Genomic DNA, 15,476 nt, shown 5'->3' on the forward strand with positions numbered 1-15,476 from the left:
CGTCGTGATCGCAACGGTAGTGCAGACAACCTCGCGCAGCTAGATCTTCACACTCACCTGCACGAACGCAACAACAGCGCGATCAATCGCGCAGGCGACCGCGAGAAACGACATCCACGGAGTGAACGGTGCCGTGTCTCGCTGAACGACCGGCTTTCGGACACGGTTAGGCTCCCCGCATGAGGATCGGGTACGCGCGGGTGTCCACGGTCGATCAGGACCTCGAGGCGCAGCGCGCCGGTCTTCGCGAGCTCGGGGTCGATGACGAGCAGATCCACGTCGACCACGGCCGGACGGGGACCAATCGTGATCGGCCGGGGCTCACGGCCGCGCTCGCTTCCTGCCGGCGCTGGGACGTCCTTGTCGTCACGAAGCTCGACCGTCTCGCACGCTCGCTCCCTGACGCGCGAGACATCGCCGATGAGCTTGCCCGCCGGGATGTCGCGCTGAGCATCGGTGCGAGCGTCTACGACCCCACCGACCCGGTCGGGCGGCTGCTGTTCAACGTGCTGGCCATGGTTGCGGAGTTCGAAGCTGACCTCATTCGCGCACGCACCAGGGAGGGGATGGCGATCGCGCGTGCGCGTGGCCGGTTGAAGGGGAAGGCGCCGAAGCTGTCACCCGCGCAGGCGAAGCTTCTGCTTCGGCTGTTCGATGCTGGGGAGCACAGCGTGGCTGAGCTCGCCGAGCTGTTCCATGTCGGCCGCGCCACCGTGTATCGCACCGTCGACCGTGTGCGTTCGGAGGCGGCGCAGCGGCCGTAGTGCGGTGCCGGGGTCCGCGTGGAATGTCGTCTCATTCCGAGCGCCGTCACACGACAATCGGTATAGTTGTGTCATGAACGTCACGGAGGCTGCGGCAGCGCTGGGTGTGAGCGAGCGCCGCGTGCGCGCACTCGTTCAGTCCGAGCGCGTTGCCGCTCGCAAGGTGGACGGCGTGTGGCAGCTCGACTCCCTCCCCACCGTGCGCAGCCGACGCCCTCTCTCCGCCGCCTCCCGCACAGCGCTGTCCGAAGCCCTCACCAACAGGGCCCTCGGGAGCCTCACCGGGCAGGAACGGGCGCGCACCGCCGAGCGCGTGCGCCAGCTCCGCGAATCAGCCGACCCTGGTGCGCTTCTCGTGGACTGGTGGGGCTTCGCCACGGAAGCCAATGACCTGGGGTCGCAACTCGCACGGCATGCCGTTGAGGGCTCCGGTGACTTCGTTGCCGAGACGATCCGCAGCCGGCCGACAGAGTACCTCCGCGACCCCGCTGACCTTGCTGACGTGGTCTCCTCCGAGCGCGCCATTCAAGGCTGGAGCCGGCAGCAGCTCGCCGCGATCGCCGGTGTCGACGGCGACGTCGTCTTGCAGATCGAACGTGCCCGCAGCGTCCCTTCCCCCGGACGGATCCTGAAGGTGCTCGCCGCGCTGAACATCGAAGCATCAGCTCTCCCCGATGTGGTGCTGACGTGAGCAACCGCCTCGAGGCGTGGTTCGATGGCCGCCACGCAGGCCAATTCACCGAAGCCGACGACGGCACGGTCACGTTCGACTACGACGCGGACGCGCCGCCCACACCGATCTCCCTCTCCCTGCCGCGCGATGGGAGCGCCACCAAGCGTGCACCCGCGAACTTCCTCGAGAACCTGCTCCCCGACCATGGGTCCACGCGAAGGAGACTTGCCGATGCCTACGGGGCACCGAGCAGCAGGACCTTCGACCTCCTCGCCAGAGCCGGCGGCGACATCGCCGGCGGCCTCATCCTCACGCCCGAAGGGCAGCCTCTGCCGGCCGGCAGCGCACAATTGCGCCCCGTCCTCGACCGGGACATCGCCGCCCGAATCAGCGACATCAAGCTCGACTCCGACGCGTGGGCGCCGCGGGAGTTCGCTGCGCGTTTCTCGCTCGCCGGCACGCAGGGGAAGTTCGCTCTCGCCAGGGTCGACGGCTCCTGGTTCTGGCCGAACAGCACAGTCCCATCGACGCACATCCTGAAGCCTGGCCGCCCCGATCTGCGCGGCATCGAGGCGGCGGAGTCGAGCGCCCTCCACCTCGCCCTCAACGCCGGTGTCGACGCGGCCCGAGCTGCTGTGTTCGAGATCGGTGATCAGACGGCGTTGATCGTCGAACGCTTCGACCGTGATCTCGGTGCGGGCTTGCTCGCGCGCAGGCGTCACGCCGAGGACCTGGCGCAGGCGTTCGGCGTGGCTTCCGCGAACAAGTACGACGTGACCGCCAAGCAGATCGCGGGGATCCTTACCAGAGCGGACCCCACCGGGCGGCTCCTGCGCGGGTTCCTGGCGCAGCTCGTCCTCAACACCGTCGTCGGCAACTCCGACGCGCACGCGAAGAACTACTCGGTGCTCCTCGACCCAGACAGCATCACCATGGCACCGATGTACGACGTCGTGCCGCTCGCGCTGTACCCGAACTTCGATCAGACCCTCGCGATGCAGGTCGGTGGCCAAGCTCTCCCGCAGGCGATCACCCCGAACCATTGGCGGAAGCTCGCACGCACGATCGGTGTCGATGAGGACGAGATCACCGATCTCGTGAAGGGTGTGGCTGAGCGGGTCGCGGAACACAACCATGCCGCCTGGGATGCGCTGGACGACGATCAGGCGGCGGTACTGCGGGCCTCCATCAACCGGAACACCGACGTGGCACGTGGGGTGAAGGATCGCACGGTGATCGCAGCCGGCGCCGAGCAGCTGCGCCGGCCGGCCGGGAGCCGTGAAGGTGGACAGTTCGCCGGGAAGCGGAACTCACCCCCGAACGGCTCCCTCCGTTGAGCACGACCGCCTAGGCGGTCGACGCCCGAGCACCGCACCTGGTCGCGATCCGGGGCGCGCCGCACACATGGAGGTATGACCAACTTCCGTTCCGCCGACCACCCTCGGCGTCCCGCCGGCGACCCCGCTGGCGGCCGTTTCACCGCTCGGCAGTCTCACGCTCCCGTCAGCACGCTCGAGGACCCCTCCGACAGCGCCGACTGGCATGACCGGATGGCAGCGATCATCGACGCAGGCGAGAGCGACTCTGATCCGGCGCCGGGCGCCGACCTGTTCGGGGACCCGGACCCCACCTGCCCGTTCTGAGCGTCACTTCCGACCTGCAAGCCACTCGAGCGCGTCGGCCTTCGCGGCGATCTTCACCCCGAACTGGTAGAGCCCGGCCATGTAAACCTGCCGGGTCGGCTCAGGGTACGTGAGCGGCCCTGGACGCCCTCCCGGCGCCTTCAGCAGCCGCGGGTCAAGGCAGGCGACCATGCCCGTGTCCGACGTCGCGCGCACAAGCCGCCCGCTCGCCTGATCGAGCAGCAGAGCAGCGTCGACCGCGTAGACGAACCTGTCCGCCGCCCACCGATCGCCGAGCCGTTCGTTCAGGTCATCGACGCGAGCGTCGTCGATCGGGTTGGACGGGCTGCGGGGCACACGGTCGATGATGACGAGGCTGCAGGTCTCCCCCGGCGCATCCACACCGGTCATGAGCGACTTCGTTCCAACGAGGACGCTGCCTTCATCGTCACGCCACTGGGTCGTGATGCGCGACGGCGATCCACCATCCCATTGCGAGTGCACCTGAATGTGCGGGAGCTCCGAACGGAGCCGCTCGGCGTACATCCGGCCGTCCGCCGCTTTCGCCGCCAGCACCAACGCCTTGCCACCGTTCGCGCGTACGAGGTCGACGACATGGTCGACCGCCCAGCTCGCATGCTTACCCGCGTCGAACTTCGCGCGAGGGTTGGCCCCGAAAGTGCTCGTCAGAGCTGCCAGGTCGGCCGGGGATACTGCGGAGGGGATGAAGAGGGCGGAGCGGGCGTAGGCGTCAGCGAACGGCGTCGGGTACACGCGCCGTTGAGCGGCAAGCCCTGCCTGCTGGGGGTAGTTCGAGGGGAGGGTGGCGGAGATGGCCGTCACAGACAGCGGGTACCTGGCTCCCTCGTCACCGTCGACGTCGGGCGCGGTCCAGAGGTTGTCGTTGAGCATCCAGCCGACGTTGATCGGCGCGACGTTCGCGACCGACCATGACCTGGCGGCGCCTGTCCCGCCGGCTCGTGACTCCGCACGATCCACCCACCGCGCCCAGCCGGTGCGGTGTCGACTGAACGCCTTCAGGGCGCTCAGGAGCGTGTCGAGGCGGTCCGCTGCGGCACTGATCTTCAGACTTCGCGCCACGTCCGAGCTTGAGTCGTTCGCGAGCATCCGGGAACCGACCTCTGCCCACTGCTTCACGAGAGCGCCGACCCGACCGAACGGGTCATCGTTCTGACCGAGCCGGCGCGCACCGTCACGTTGGCCGTGTGTGAACGAGTTGAGCGCGGACTCCACTTCCGCGGCAACCCGTGCTCCTTCATCGGCCCACTGACGGAACTTCCCGCCCGGGGATCCGAGCGCGCGGGACGCCTGCCGGCTGATCGACTCGATGATCGGGCCTGACAGCTTCGACGATCCCTGCGCCCGCACATGGCTGGGGAGTGTGTGCGCTTCGTCCACGATGATGTGGTCGATGCGGCCGAACCGGGATGATCCGATGATCACCGGGATAGCGTGGGCGGCCTGCACGGCGAGGATCGAATGGTTCGTGATGATGATGTCTGCCGCCTCGGCGGCGTCCTTCGCGAGCTCCGCCTTCGACCGCACCCCGTATCGGGCGCCGTCGTCAGCTTCCGAGGACGGTGAGGACACGGTCTCCCACATGGCCGCGTCATGCTCGATCGGGCAGGAGTGGCGTTCACCGGACGTGCGCGGGCCGGTCGTGGAGGTGTACTGGCGGAGAGCCCAGATGACGAGCGCGCGGAGGAGCTCATGGTCGGTGACCCGGTCGTACTGATCAAGACCGTGAAGTGGGCGGTTCGCATCGAGCTCGTCAGCGAGCTGCGCGAAGCCGACTGATGTCGAGCGGGTGAGTGTCTGCGCGGTCGCGATGGTCTTCGCCGGGTCGACGTAGTTCGACACTCCCTTGAGGAACGCGACGGTGACATCACGGTCGGGGTGCAGTTGGCTGGAGGCGCGTTGGACAGTGTCCACGTCCTTGTCCTGCAGCTGCCCCATGAGGGCGAGCGAGTCGGTCGAGATGACGGTTCGCTCGTCGCGGAGGATGGCGGCGTCGAACGCCGCGGTGAGGGTCGCGAGCGACTTTCCCGACCCGGTCGGCGCAACACCCACGAGGTGACTCAGTCCCTGCATCGCCTCGTCAATGTGATGGCGGAGAGACGCCTGCCCTTCGCGCGCGGTCGCGGTCGGGTTCGAGGTCGCGACTCGGACGGCGGCGGTGAGCAGCCCGAGCGGGTCATCGAGAAGCTGATCCCTGCTGTGCGGGGGAACGAGCTCGTCGATTGTGGGGGCGTGGGCCATACCTCCCACATGCGCGGTCGCCGCAGGGGTCTATCAGCGGAGGTGGAATCGTGACGAGCAGCAGCGGCGGCCGGCGCCGATGGGTACGCCGGCTCGCGGTCATTTCGGTGTGCGTGTGCACCGTCACCGCCGGCGTGCTGTGCGCGGTCACCCTCCTCGCCCCACAGGTCACGGAGCGCGCGTACGGTGTCGCGCAGGGCGCGGTGGAGACCATTCAGACGACGGTCGTCGGTTCCGTCCCGGTCGTCCACCTCGGTGCCGTTGGCGGCCTCGCTCAGATGGACGCGTGCACGGGGAAGTTCACCGAGATGCGTGCGTACGAGATCCCCGGCGTCCCGCCGGTGTGGGCGGCGCACAACATCTGTGGCGGCGACATCGTGCTGACGTGGGCGTTGGGGCAGCTCGTGGACATCGAGCATGAAGGGGTGACGCGCCGCTACCGGGTCGTCGACATCCGGTACACCGGCAAGCACTACACGCCGATCGCTTCACTGGTCGGGCTCGGTGGTCAACTCGCTCTGCAGAGCTGCTTCTACGGTGAGAACCGGATGAAGTTCGTCGGCCTCGACCCCGTGCAGTGACAAGCCGCACGAGGTCGAGGCCGACGGCGAGTTACAAGTAGGCCGAGTCAGTTCCGAGTGGGATGGTGCACCACCCTCCCCAGACGAGCCATACCGTGCCGCTGAACGAGGCCGACTGCCAGCCGGTTCCCGTGTACCCCGCGAACCGCCTTCCAGAGTCGTAGGTTGTGCTCCACATCAGGCTCGCGTCGGTCCAGGCGGCGATGGCGGCGACAGCCACATCAATCCTCCGTGACGTCACGATTCCGAGGCTCGAGCTGAAGCCGTAGTCGACGTAGGCGTAGCCACGCAGACCCCGGTTGAAGATGTAGATGTAGGAGCTCCCGCAGTTGTAGCTCTGAACGAATTGCGGCGTGATGGTGCCCACTTTCACGGTCGGGCAATACCCATGGTCTTGTGCGTACTTCAGGGTGCTGCCGCTGAACTGATCGCACGCCAACACCATCTGCGGCCCGCTCACGACCGTCACCGAGTCAACTGGCGCCGCAGCGACTGACGCTTGTGTGGAGCCCAGTACGAGCCCCATCGCAGCGACAACCGCAGCGCCGCTCAGTAGAGACCGTCGCCAGATTCTGTTCATGATTCCCCAATCAGTTGATTCCCCCGGCCGGGGTTCCGGCCTTGCGCCTCAGTGTGATGGCGGGCGGTTCCTCCCACAAGGCTTCTGATCTTCCCTCGCGTTGACCGACGGGCTACTCTGCGGTCATGGTGATCAGGACCCTGCACCCTCGGTTCGACGTCGGACTCTCCGCGTCGCTGTGGGTCCTGCACGGATGCCGGCGAGAAGGCACCCTGCTGGGCCCGATCGCGAGTCCGCCGAACTATCGGGCTGAGTGGGAAATCCTCGACGATGAGGCTGTGCAGTGGGCGACCGAGGACGAGCCGCGGTCAGTGCTCGACGCTCTGCGCCGGTACCCGACGATCGCGGCCTCGTTGACCTCGACAGCGGACGACCTCCTGGAGTGGCTCGCCGATGCCCGTCATCAGGTTCCGCTCGACTCGATCACCCTGCATGACCGCCTGAAGACCCTTTTCCGACGCGTTCCGCGGCGAGACGTCACGCTGCGGATCGTTCCGCTCGATCAACCGACTGCGTGGCGGGTCGGCCTGAACGAATGGGTGCTCTCCGGCTCGCTGTGGGCCGACGCGGACGCCTTCCGGAACTGGGCAAGGACGCGCAACCGTGAGATCCCCGCACCGGTCGGGCACCTCCTGGGCCGCCGGTACAGCGCGGCGTGACCGTCAGCTCACCGTTGCGGCGCGCTCGCGCTCAGCGATCGTGAGTCGCCGCGCGGCATCACGCTCGGCCCAGGAACCCTCGCGGGCGGTTCGCTCTGCTTCCTCTGCGTCCGCGAGCTTCCGATATTCGGCGTACAGCGATCGGGCTCGGGCGCTCTCCTCTGGGGTCGGTCCGGGCCACTTCCGGTCGACCCGCTCCTGGTAGGCGTATGCCCGCTGCTGCGCAATCTGGGAGGGAGATCGGACGTCAGGCACGGTCGTCAGGTAGTCGAACAGTGCCTTCGAGACCGGGAACCCGTAATGGCCGCGGCCTTCCGGCGTCGGCTGGTGCAGCGAGTAGACCATCTTCCCGCCCTGCAGGAACGCGCCCTTCCCCTCGAGGCCGTCGGTCGAGATGATCTCCTCGAGCGAGCGGACGACTGTCGCGCCCGAGTCGTCTGTGTGACGCCACCTCTTGTGAAGGTCGCGACTGATCCGATCCTTCGCGACCGCGGTCAGTGCACGGTCCGCTTGACGCTCTAGGGCGGAGGGGACGGTGACCTTCACGACGGTCGGCGCCGCTGGGCGTGCCGGGTCCGCGGACGGCAGGCGCGGGTGCCGGGAGGGATCTACGACGAACCGTCCGTTCTGCCCGAGCTCGGTGCCCGCACTCCGTGTTTCGTACTCCTCGCGAGGCACCAAGTACTCGTGCCTGGCACCGTCGACGTTCGCGGACACGCGCAGCAGGTCTGCGTCGCTCTCCGCTCTAGACGCCGAGATGACGACGGGCTCTCCGGCGTGCCGTGCCAGCCATGCGGCCTCGTCCTTCACCCTCGACTCCCCGGGGGCGAGCACCCTCCCGTTCGCGGCCTCCCATCCGTCCGGGAGCCAGTGTCTGATCGATGCGTCCGCATCCTCACGGATGGTGGCGGCGTCGTCGTGGACCCAATGCGCGCCCGCCCATTCGTCGGAGAAGTAGCGCCGGACGATGTTGACTTCCATGTCCTCCTCGTACCAGCCGGTCTGGTCCCGCAGGGCGGGCGGGATGACGCGGTTACGTTCCGGGGACAGCTTCACTCCACCGTGGCCGGCTGTGCCGACCGCAACGATGCCGTCTGCGACCCGGTCGACGCTCTGCGCCGGCCCCCATGGGGTTCGGGAGCCCTCGCGGAGGTTCACCTCACCCCACCTGACCGGGACGGTCTCTTCGACGAGATCGCCGGCGGGCGCGTGTGGGACGCGGCCTGAGAACTGTCCGGCACCGTTCAGTCCTGCGCCTCGGTGGATGTTGCCTGCGGCATCGATCGTCATACACACCATGTGTGCGGCGCCGATCCGATGGTGTGCACGAGCGGCGGCCGCAGGTCGATTCGCTATCTCGATGAGCCGGGTGCGCGTCGGGTTTGGGACCACGTCAGCAGAGATTCGATTCTCCGATCCGACGAGGCGCCGCTGCCTGCGCGCCTTCCACGGAGACGAGTGAGCTCGTCATGCAGTTCGTCGACGGCGTCATAGTTGGTGGACCTGATCGGCCTGCCGCTCGCTATGAGACGCAGCTGCGAAGTCTGACCGTTCGGGCCACCCGGAACCGTCGATGGGAAGTGGTGGAGGATGTCCCGAGCGATCGTGATCGCCGCATCATCGCTGATCGGAACAGCGTCCCCCTGCCGGTAGTAGGACTCGATTTCGGCATTGCGGAGTTCATCGTCGGTCGGTGCGGGAATCTCGTCGAAGGAGGGCGTGAACCCGAAGTCAGACAGCTTCGAGAGCTCGCTCGTCGGTGCGGTGTTGGACTTCGCCGTGAACCTCCCAACGGCGCTTCGCGGATGCAGGTTGGGATCGAAACCGGTCGTCATACACACCATGTGTGCGGCGGCGATCCGATGGTGTGCGCGGGCAGCGGCCGCAGGTCACGCGATGCCCAGAGGCTCCCTGGTGCAGTTGGTTGCGCTCGCGGCAGCAGCTCCGCGGACGCGCCCCGAACCGCCATGAAGGACAACCGTTGGCCCCTACGACAGGCCGGGCTTACGTCGAGGCGCGGCGATCATTTGAGCGGGATCATGGTTGGTCGACTCCCGGACCCCGCTCCTGCCCTGTGTGCGGCTGCTCTCCATGTGGGAGTGGCGCGTTCGCGGAGAACCAGCGCTCGAGGATCGACGCGGTCGCCGGATCGACCAGCTTGATCTCGTGGAACACGTACCCCGCTGTTGTGCTCTCGAATGTGTGCCCAAGCAGCTGCTGCGCGAGCGAAAGACCGCCTTCATCGCTGACGACGCTGGCGACGGTGCGGCGCATCGTGTACGGCACGAGCTCGCCCTTCGCGATGCCGAGATCCTGAAGCACTTCACGGTTGTGCGCATCAAAGTCGCGGAGGCCCTTGTCGATCTTGGTGACGCTCACGTTCGTGTTCGTGGCCGAGGTGAAGATGACCTTGTCCGGGTTCGGTCGATACGCCGCGACCCGCCTCCGAATGACCTCCGCCGCGAACTCCGGGAGAACGATGCGCCTGCGCTGCTTCTTGTGCTTTGTCCAGTGCTGCCGATAGGCATGCCGTCCCTTGTCGGACTTGATGGTGCCGCAGATTTCGACGATCAGCTGACCCTCATCAGTCGTGCCGACGATGTCCTCCCGGCGTAGCGCGAGCACCTCCCCCGGACGAATCGAGGAGCCGAGCATCACGGTGAGCACATCAGCGTGGATGCTCATGTCTCGGCGCCGTCCGCCCCTTCGCTCTGGGTTGACGCCTGACCACACACGGATCATCTGCAGAACGAGGAGAGCCTGCATCGCGTTCAGTCGGAGGCGATCGCGTCTGGCCAGATGTTCGCGGGGAAGCTGCTTCACGGGGTTGAAGCTGATCGCGCCTTCCGCCACGGCGTAGCCGAGCATCATCGAGAGGACCTTGCGGATCGCGACACGGTAAGACGAGCTGCGTTCCTTTTCGATCCTGTCGAGCAGCTTCCCGAGCAACGTGGGGGTCACGTCTCCTACGCGGATTGCGCCCATGTACGGGATGACGCCGTTCTCGACGCTACTGGTGTAGCCGCGCAAGCTCGCTTCGACGACGGCCTTGCTCGGTGGAAGCTGTGCCTTGTCAGCGAGCCACATGCGGCTGAGCTCGGCCATCGTGGTTTCCGCGGTTAGCGAGGTGAACGCGTTGTGCCAGACCGCGTCCGCCTTTGCCCGCAGCTTCTGGAGAGAGTCTTCGGGGGTGGGGCCGTAGGCCTCGAGGTCTATGGGCTTGCCGGAGGTGTCGCGAACTCGGGCGCGCGTGCGCCACTCTCCCCTGTGCTGGGCAGGGCGAGGATTGCCGAGTTCTCCTGGCTTACGGGGCGGCCTGGACATCGATCAGGTCAACCCCGAGCAACGACGCGAGCATCTGCGGCGTCCAGTATCGGTGGCGGCCCATCTTGATCGGCTTCGTCAGCTTGTCGGTCGCAATCCACGTTTCCACGGTGCGCGGGGAAACGTGGAAGTACTGCGCAACATCCTGCTTCGTCAGCAGCGATGGCAGCGCGATCGTGTGCTCTCGCAGGGCCGATGGTGCGACCGGCTGGGTTCTCTGAGTCGTCATACACACCATGTGTGCGGCGCCGCTCAGAATCTGTGCGGTCGGAGTCAGAAGAGTTTTGGACAGCTCTTCCGTGACCCGTCACGTCGCTTCGCGTGGCAATGAGTATGAACAGTCCATCGGTCCGCGAGGTGACGCTCGATGGACCGTTAGTTGGGGGTAAGTCGGGGCATTTCCACCCTGAAAGTCGCGGGTCGGAAGGTGCTGATTGCCGGAATCCCTGGATATCACTGGGATCGCGGCGGGAGCGTGGCTCCCCGGCTTGGACTCGAACCAAGAACCTATCGGTTAACAGCCGATTGCTCTGCCAATTGAGCTACCGAGGAAGAGTCATCCCGAATCAGGACAACCCTGAGATCGTAGCAAAGGATGAGGCTGCGACGCGAACCGGGACGGGGTCAGCCGGCGTCGAGGAGACGCTGCCGCTCGACATCCAGATCGCGCAGGCGCAGCCTCACGGCACGCCCCTCCTCGGAGTCGGCCGGCACCCGCTGCATGGCACCGAGCAGCTCGCTCTTCGTGCGATCGAGGGTGCGCAGGCTCAGTCGCCTGGCGAGGTCCTGGGCTGACAACTGGGCGTGCAAAGCATCGCGTGCGGGGAACGTTCCCGTGAGCAGCTCGGCGGCGAGGGAACGGTACGGCTCACGCACCGCCTGCACCGCGGCGGCGGCCCATCCGGGGTGCGAGTAGTCCGGCATCGCCGCGACGACGCCGCGCACCGCGTCGAGGCCCGGAACGGTGAATGTGGTGTCGAGGGCGCGCCGTACGAGCTCGCCGTCGATCAGGTGCCCGTACTGCAGGAATCCCATCAGCGCATCACGCTCGAGCGCGGCATCCGCTGTGGTCGGCAGTGTCTGGAGGGTGATCCTCAGCTCGCTGGGGGTCTCGGCCGAGTGCGGGATCTCCTCCTGCTCGCGCTGCGCACCGACCGACCGCGACGCGCGACGCACCGCACCGGACACCTCGCCGAGCTCGAGGCCGAGTCGTCGGGCGAGCACCTTCACGTACCCCGGCTGCAGCGAAGGGTCACGGATGCCGGCGACGATCGGCGCCCCGGCGCGCAGGGCACCCGCCCGCCCCTCGACGGTGCCGAGGTCGAACCCGCGAATGCGCTGATCGATCGCGAACTCGAACATCGGCACCTTCGACTCGATGATCGCGCGCACGGCGCCGTCTCCACGGGCGAGGCGCAGGTCGCACGGGTCGAGTCCGGGCGGAGCGACGGCGACGTAGGTCTGCGCGGCGAACCGCTTCTCGTCGGCGAACGCGCGCATGGCGGCGCCGACCCCTGCGTCGTCCGGGTCGAAGGTGAAGACGACCTCGCCGTGTGCCGAATCGTCACCCATCACGCGGCGGAGCGCGGTGATGTGCTCCGAGCCGAACGCCGTGCCGCACGTCGCGACGGCCGTGGTGATGCCGGCGAGGTGGCAGGCCATGACGTCGGTGTAGCCCTCCACCACGACGACCTGGCGCGACCGCGAGATGTCCTTCTTCGCGAGGTCGAGGCCGTACAGCACCTGCGACTTGCGGTAGATCGGGGTCTCGGGGGTGTTGAGGTACTTCGGTCCCTGGTCGTCGTCGTAGAGCTTGCGGGCCCCGAATCCGACGACCTGGCCGGTGACATCGCGTATGGGCCACACCACGCGCCCGCGGAACCGGTCGTACACGCCGCGCTGCCCCTGCGACAGCAGACCCGCGGTCAGAAGCTCCTCGTCGCTGAATCCCTGGGCGCGCAACGCCTGCTGCAGGTTGCCCCACCCCTTCGGCGCGTACCCGACGCCGAAGTGCGCGGCGGCTCCCGCATCGAATCCGCGGCCACCGAGGAAGGCGCGCGCGGTCTCCGCCTCGGCGCTCTGCAGCTGCTCGCGGAAGTACGCCGCGGCCGCGGCGCCCGCCGCGTAGAGCCGCGTGCGGCCGGAGGTCTCCACCGCGGGGCCGCCGTCCTCGTAGTGCAGTGCGTAGCCGAGCCGACCCGCGAGGCGCTCGACCGACTCGGTGAACGAGAGGTGGTCCATCTCCCTCAGGAACGTGTAGACGTCGCCCGAGGCGCCGCATCCGAAGCAGTGGTAGAAGCCGTGCTGCGGCCGCACGTGGAAGCTCGGGCTCCGTTCGTCGTGGAACGGGCAGAGCCCCTTGAGCGAGCCGACGCCCGCGGGCTTCAGCGCGACCCGCTCCCCCACGATGTCCGCGATGTTGGTGCGCGACTTGACCTCGTCGACGTCGGTCTGCACGATGCGACCGGGCATCAGGCGAGTCCTGCCGGCGCGGGCCGCACCGGCGGCACCCACACGCCGAGGGACGTGGGATCGAGCGGTGCGACAAAACGCTCATGCCAGGCGATGGCGAGCTGGTCGGTGAGGCCGGCGACCTGATCGACGACGACCCGGCGGCGAGCCGCGTCATCCGTCGCGGAGGCGAAGTCGCCGCGGTACACCGGCTCGAGCTGATCGGGACGCTCCCACAGGGCCGTCGCGAGGCGCTTCAGCACCCGCCGCTGCTCCTTGTAGAGCTCCTTGCGGCCGTCTATCGAGACGACGGTCGCGCCGATGATGCCCTTGAGCACCGCGATCTCCGCCTCCACGACCGAGGGCACCATGACGCGAGCCCGATAACGCGTGAGGGATGCCACGGGGTATGCGTCGCGCGTCGCGGCGGTCGCCGCACGGGCGAAGCGTCCGATGAGGTCCGAGGTCAGGTTCTTGAGGCGCGCCAGGTCGCGGCGCGAGCCGTCGAAGGTCGGCACCCATTCGGGGAGCTGCGTGAGCCGGTAAAGCGCGTCGGAGAGCGCATCGCGGGTGAGGTCGAAGCCGACCCAGGCCTGGATCGCGTCGATCAGGCTCTCGTGCTCGTTCGGGGCGACGAGCCGGCGGGGATCGAGGTAGCCGTTGACGATGGCGTCCTCGAAGTCGTGCACCGAGTAGGCGATGTCGTCCGACAGGTCCATGACTTCGGCCTCGATGCACCGCACGCGGCCGGGCGCGCCCTCGCGGAACCAGCGGAAGACCGCCTCATCGTCGGGGTAGACGCCGAACTTGAGGCGACCGCCCGGGTCGGGCAGGGGATGTTCGTCGGTCCAGGGGTACTTGCAGGTCGCGTCGAGGCTCGCGCGGGTGAGGTTGAGGCCCGCGGAATGCCCCTCCTCGTCGAACACCTTCGGCTCGAGCCGGGTGACGATGCGCATCGTCTGCGCATTGCCCTCGAACCCGCCGATGTCCTCGGCCCAGTCGTTGAGGGCCCGTTCGCCGTTGTGTCCGAAGGGCGGATGCCCGAGGTCGTGGTTCAGGCAGGCGGTGTCGACCACGTCGGGCGCGAGGCGCAGGGCGAGGGCGAGCTCTCTACCGACCTGGGCGACCTCGAGCGAGTGGGTCAGCCGGTTACGGGCGAAATCTGCAGGGCTGGCAGGCGAGAGCACCTGGGTCTTCGCGCCGAGGCGGCGCAACGCCGCGGAGTGCAGCACCCGCGCCCGGTCGCGCGCGAAATCGTCGCGCTGCGAGCGGTGCTGCTCGGGGACGAAGCGCTCAGCGTCCCGATCGTCGTAGCCGCTCGGGCGCCCGAGGGCGACACCGAGCGCGGATGCCTCAGCCGCCACTGTGCTCCAGTTCGGCGTCGGCGAGGGCGCACGACTCGTCGGCGGGGATCTCCCGGCTGTCGAGCCATCCGTCGGGCAGGGCGGGACGCTTCGGGGTGCCCGCGCGACCGCGCTGTCCCTCGGCGGCGGCTCCCGGATAGGGCGCATCGAGATCGAGGGTCGCGAGCAGTGCATCGATCTCGTCGAGCGACGACACCGTCGCCAGCTGCGCGCGCAGCTCCCCGCCCACCGGATAGCCCTTGAAGTACCAGGCCACGTGCTTGCGGATGTCGCGGCATCCGCGGTCCTCGTCCTCGAAGAACTCGACCAGTAGTTCCGCGTGCCGGCGGAACGCGCGAGCCACGAAGCCGAGGGTCGCATCCACGGGCTCGCCGTAGGCCGCGTCCTCGCCGCCGAGCGTGCGGGCGAGGTCGCCGAACAGCCACGGGCGGCCGAGACAGCCGCGGCCGACGACGACGCCGTCGCATCCGGTTTCCGCCATCATGCGCACGGCGTCGTCGGCGCTCCAGATGTCGCCGTTGCCGAGCACCGGCACCGAACGGATCTCGTCCTTCAGACGCGCGATCGCGCTCCAGTCGGCGGACCCCGAGTAGAACTCCGCGGCCGTGCGCGCGTGCAACGCGATCGCCGACACCCCGGCGCGCTCGGCCGTGCGGGCGGCGTCGAGATAGGTGAGGTGGTCGTCGTCGATGCCCTTGCGCATCTTCACAGTGACCGGCACGTCACCGGCGTTGCGGACGGCCTGGGTGACGATGTCGGCGAAGAGGTCCTTCTTCCAGGGGAGCGCCGCTCCCCCGCCCTTGCGGGTGACCTTGGGGACGGGGCATCCGAAGTTCATGTCGATGTGGTCGGCTCGGTCCTCGTCGACGAGGAGCTTCACGGCCGCGCCGACGGTCGCGGGATCGACTCCGTACAGCTGGATCGACCGCGGGGTCTCGGACTCGTGGTGCGTGATGAGCCGCATCGTCGTGGGGTTCCGCTCGACGAGCGCGCGCGTCGTGATCATCTCGCTGACGTAGAGACCTGCGCCGTACTCGCGACACAGCCGCCGGAACGCGGTGTTCGTGATGCCCGCCATCGGCGCCAGCACGACCGGGGCGTCGAGGGTGAGCGCACCGATCTGCAACGGCCGGGTGGCGGGGGCGATCGTGGTCACCCCGACATTCTCCCAGACGGCG

Annotated in this window: 15 protein-coding genes and 1 tRNA gene; 6 read left to right on the forward strand and 10 right to left on the reverse strand. The window is 67.9% G+C overall.

Features of this window, described 5'->3' with window-relative positions; all coding sequences use genetic code 11:
* Nucleotides 1-179 precede the first annotated feature (179 nt).
* The 4 genes from FFS51_RS11390 to FFS51_RS11405 all read left to right on the forward strand — a co-directional run bounded on the left by FFS51_RS11390 (nt 180) and on the right by FFS51_RS11405 (nt 3,080).
* Nucleotides 180-764: a recombinase family protein gene (locus FFS51_RS11390; RefSeq protein WP_137878398.1), complete on the forward strand. Its 585-nt coding sequence runs from the start codon at nt 180-182 to the stop codon at nt 762-764.
* 73 nt (nt 765-837) lie between these two features.
* A complete protein-coding gene (locus FFS51_RS11395; RefSeq protein ID WP_171006170.1) occupies nt 838-1,455 on the forward strand; it encodes a helix-turn-helix domain-containing protein in 618 nt (205 codons plus the stop codon).
* Nucleotides 1,452-2,774, forward strand: a complete 1,323-nt coding sequence (locus FFS51_RS11400; protein ID WP_137878400.1) for a HipA domain-containing protein — start codon at nt 1,452-1,454, stop codon at nt 2,772-2,774. The genes FFS51_RS11395 and FFS51_RS11400 overlap by 4 nt, the downstream gene beginning before the upstream one ends.
* Before the next feature lie 75 nt (nt 2,775-2,849).
* The gene (locus tag FFS51_RS11405; RefSeq protein WP_137878401.1) at nt 2,850-3,080 is read left to right on the forward strand and encodes a hypothetical protein; all 231 of its coding nucleotides are present in this window, start codon (nt 2,850-2,852) and stop codon (nt 3,078-3,080) included.
* A gap of 3 nt (nt 3,081-3,083) precedes the next feature.
* On the opposite strand, the gene FFS51_RS11410 is transcribed toward FFS51_RS11405, so the two are convergent.
* A complete protein-coding gene (locus FFS51_RS11410) occupies nt 3,084-5,339 on the reverse strand; it encodes an ATP-dependent DNA helicase (protein WP_137878402.1) in 2,256 nt (751 codons plus the stop codon).
* Between the two features lie 50 nt (nt 5,340-5,389).
* Between FFS51_RS11410 and FFS51_RS11415 the strand changes: the two genes are divergently transcribed.
* Nucleotides 5,390-5,920: a hypothetical protein gene (locus tag FFS51_RS11415; protein WP_137878403.1), complete on the forward strand. Its 531-nt coding sequence runs from the start codon at nt 5,390-5,392 to the stop codon at nt 5,918-5,920.
* A 31-nt stretch (nt 5,921-5,951) separates the two neighbouring features.
* On the opposite strand, the gene FFS51_RS11420 is transcribed toward FFS51_RS11415, so the two are convergent.
* Nucleotides 5,952-6,380, reverse strand: coding sequence for a hypothetical protein (locus tag FFS51_RS11420; RefSeq protein WP_137878404.1), 429 nt, complete (start codon nt 6,378-6,380; stop codon nt 5,952-5,954).
* 245 nt (nt 6,381-6,625) lie between these two features.
* Between FFS51_RS11420 and FFS51_RS11425 the strand changes: the two genes are divergently transcribed.
* On the forward strand, nt 6,626-7,159 hold the full coding sequence (locus FFS51_RS11425) for a hypothetical protein (protein WP_137878405.1): 534 nt from the start codon (nt 6,626-6,628) through the stop codon (nt 7,157-7,159).
* 3 nt (nt 7,160-7,162) lie between these two features.
* Here the strand turns inward: FFS51_RS11425 and FFS51_RS11430 are convergent, their stop codons facing one another.
* From FFS51_RS11430 to dusB, 8 genes are all read right to left on the reverse strand, one after another.
* Complete coding sequence (locus tag FFS51_RS11430; protein WP_137878406.1) at nt 7,163-8,449, reverse strand: DUF7007 domain-containing protein; 1,287 nt, start codon at nt 8,447-8,449, stop codon at nt 7,163-7,165.
* A gap of 62 nt (nt 8,450-8,511) precedes the next feature.
* The gene (locus FFS51_RS11435) at nt 8,512-8,994 is read right to left on the reverse strand and encodes a hypothetical protein (RefSeq protein WP_137878407.1); all 483 of its coding nucleotides are present in this window, start codon (nt 8,992-8,994) and stop codon (nt 8,512-8,514) included.
* Between the two features lie 202 nt (nt 8,995-9,196).
* Entirely contained in the window at nt 9,197-10,264 is a 1,068-nt protein-coding gene (locus tag FFS51_RS11440; RefSeq protein WP_171006171.1) for a tyrosine-type recombinase/integrase, read from the reverse strand.
* Between the two features lie 199 nt (nt 10,265-10,463).
* Entirely contained in the window at nt 10,464-10,712 is a 249-nt protein-coding gene (locus tag FFS51_RS11445) for a helix-turn-helix transcriptional regulator (RefSeq protein ID WP_137878409.1), read from the reverse strand.
* A 247-nt stretch (nt 10,713-10,959) separates the two neighbouring features.
* Nucleotides 10,960-11,035 (reverse strand) — tRNA-Asn (locus FFS51_RS11450).
* A gap of 72 nt (nt 11,036-11,107) precedes the next feature.
* Nucleotides 11,108-12,955 (reverse strand): DNA primase, encoded by a 1,848-nt coding sequence (gene dnaG / locus FFS51_RS11455; RefSeq protein ID WP_137878410.1) that lies wholly within the window; start codon nt 12,953-12,955, stop codon nt 11,108-11,110.
* Complete coding sequence (locus FFS51_RS11460; protein ID WP_137878411.1) at nt 12,955-14,298, reverse strand: deoxyguanosinetriphosphate triphosphohydrolase; 1,344 nt, start codon at nt 14,296-14,298, stop codon at nt 12,955-12,957. The genes dnaG and FFS51_RS11460 overlap by 1 nt, the downstream gene beginning before the upstream one ends.
* Nucleotides 14,288-15,454 carry a tRNA dihydrouridine synthase DusB gene (gene dusB, locus FFS51_RS11465; RefSeq protein WP_249352714.1) on the reverse strand — a complete coding sequence of 389 codons (1,167 nt, stop codon included), beginning with the start codon at nt 15,452-15,454 and terminating at the stop codon, nt 14,288-14,290. Before dusB ends, FFS51_RS11460 begins: the two co-directional genes overlap by 11 nt.
* Nucleotides 15,455-15,476 lie beyond the last annotated feature (22 nt).

This window comes from Microbacterium sp. 4NA327F11 (assembly GCF_005503465.1).
GTDB lineage: Bacteria > Actinomycetota > Actinomycetes > Actinomycetales > Microbacteriaceae > Microbacterium > Microbacterium ginsengisoli.

Bases quoted from the DNA above. Each gene is read 5' to 3' on its own strand.
- FFS51_RS11390 (WP_137878398.1), top strand. From the start codon at position 180: ATGAGGATCGGGTACGCGCGGGTGTCCACGGTCGATCAGGACCTCGAG.
- FFS51_RS11395 (WP_171006170.1), top strand. From the start codon at position 838: ATGAACGTCACGGAGGCTGCGGCAGCGCTGGGTGTGAGCGAGCGCCGC.
- FFS51_RS11405 (WP_137878401.1), top strand. From the start codon at position 2,850: ATGACCAACTTCCGTTCCGCCGACCACCCTCGGCGTCCCGCCGGCGAC.
- FFS51_RS11410 (WP_137878402.1), bottom strand. From the start codon at position 5,339: ATGGCCCACGCCCCCACAATCGACGAGCTCGTTCCCCCGCACAGCAGG.
- FFS51_RS11425 (WP_137878405.1), top strand. From the start codon at position 6,626: ATGGTGATCAGGACCCTGCACCCTCGGTTCGACGTCGGACTCTCCGCG.
- FFS51_RS11430 (WP_137878406.1), bottom strand. From the start codon at position 8,449: ATGACGATCGATGCCGCAGGCAACATCCACCGAGGCGCAGGACTGAAC.
- FFS51_RS11435 (WP_137878407.1), bottom strand. From the start codon at position 8,994: ATGACGACCGGTTTCGATCCCAACCTGCATCCGCGAAGCGCCGTTGGG.
- FFS51_RS11440 (WP_171006171.1), bottom strand. From the start codon at position 10,264: ATGGCCGAGCTCAGCCGCATGTGGCTCGCTGACAAGGCACAGCTTCCA.
- FFS51_RS11445 (WP_137878409.1), bottom strand. From the start codon at position 10,712: ATGACGACTCAGAGAACCCAGCCGGTCGCACCATCGGCCCTGCGAGAG.
- dnaG (WP_137878410.1), bottom strand. From the start codon at position 12,955: ATGCCCGGTCGCATCGTGCAGACCGACGTCGACGAGGTCAAGTCGCGC.